The sequence below is a fragment of the Streptomyces milbemycinicus genome, from assembly GCF_002154605.1.
GTDB lineage: Bacteria > Actinomycetota > Actinomycetes > Streptomycetales > Streptomycetaceae > Streptomyces > Streptomyces milbemycinicus.
This window is the reverse complement of sequence record NZ_MUNE01001033.1, coordinates 1-1,523: the sequence shown is the minus strand read 5'-3', so window position 1 is coordinate 1,523 and position 1,523 is coordinate 1. Positions and strand designations below refer to the sequence as shown.

General features: G+C 75.4%; 1 protein-coding gene. It reads left to right on the top strand.

Annotated features, from left to right (window positions below; all coding sequences use genetic code 11):
- Positions 1 to 1,523 (top strand): VMAP-C domain-containing protein (locus CCN51_RS50655; protein ID WP_483883484.1); only part of this gene is annotated, 1,523 nt, incomplete at both ends.

Genomic DNA, 1,523 nt, shown 5'->3' with positions numbered 1-1,523 from the left:
GCCGACGGGGCGCCGTCGGCCGAGGAGCTCGCCCGACTGCTGCTCACCCATGAGCGGGCGCTGCCCGCCCTGGTGGAGGCCGTTCGCTTCACCGCGCGGGACCTGGCGGACGAACTGCTGGCCGTGGCGCGCTCACACAACCTGTCTCGGCTGCTCTCGCCCCAGGAGTACAAGCGGCTGGTCGCGCTGCTGGACGCGCTGCCCGCCCCCGCGGCGGCCCGCATCCCCGCCGCCGTACGGGCGGCGCTGCCGCTGGCCGCCGTGCCCACGGCCCTGCTGAACGGTGGCGGGAGCACCGCCGCGCTCGTCGAGCACCTGGAGACGCTGCACGGCGACAGCCCGCCCGCCCCGCGCGGCGGCGTGGCCGTGCCTCGGCTGCTGCGCGCCGTCGAGTACGTGGCGGCACCCTGCTTCCGGGCCAATGAACCGGGCGCTGGGGTGGACCAGCTGGCGGCACTGCGACATTGGTGCGCCCGGGTCGCCGATCGGCTCGGCGTGCACGGGACGGCCCTGCGGGACCGGCAGGCGGACGCCGCGGACTGGGCGAAGAAGTGGCAGCACACCCCGCCGCGCGTACTGGTCGAACTGCGCGCGCTGCCCGCTCGCGACGACGGGCCCGAGCGCTACCGCATGCGGCTGTGGTGCGACGACGGATCCGGCCCGCAGCCGGTCTCGGAGCAGGACCAGCGGCCGCGTACGTCCGGCGAAGTGGCCCGGGAGATCCTGGCGGTCGTCGGTTCGCTGCGCCGGGGGGACGGGCTGCTTCCCGTCGTCGAGTTGATCGTGGACCGCGACTCGCTGGAGCTCCCCCTCGACGACTGGGAGGACCCGGACCAGCCGCTGCCGCGGGTGCTCGGCGCGGAGTACCCGGTGGTGGTCAACTGCCCCGAGCTGCGCGAGCGGGGCGGCGAAGGGATCCTGTCCGACTGGCGGGAGCGGTGGCGGCGGCTGGACAGTGAGGAGCCGCTGCACATCGACGACGAGGCGGCCGAAAGCACGCGGGCCCTGTACGGGCTGCTGATGGAGCGGCGGTTCGCGGGGCGGGCGCACATCGTGGCGTCGCGGCAGCGCCGTTCCGCCGCCGTGCAGACGTGTCTGGCCGCCGGTGTGCCCGTGGTGCTGTGGGACCGCGGCGACAAGCCCGGCTCTCCTGCCCTCGGCCATCTCACAGACCCGCGCGGGCATTTGCCCGAGCAGGTGCGGATCTACCGGGCCATGGCGCTGCAGCGCCCCTTGACCTGCCCCGGCCGCCCGGTGCTGGCCTGGGCGGACCCCGATCTGCTGCCGCCGGAGGGGGCGGGGCGGCCGGTGCCGGAGGAGGACTTGGAGCGGATGAACGAGGGGCTGGTGGTGGGCGGGGTTCTGGCGCACATGGACAGGCCCGCCATGGCGGTTGTCGAGCCGGCACTTTCTCGCCTCCGGCCGAAGGAGCGTCACCACCCGCGCCCGCCGTCGTCTCTCCCGACGGAAACGGAGAGACCCGCCGAGCCGCCGCCCCCGGAAGCAGTTGGGCCCCCGCCGGA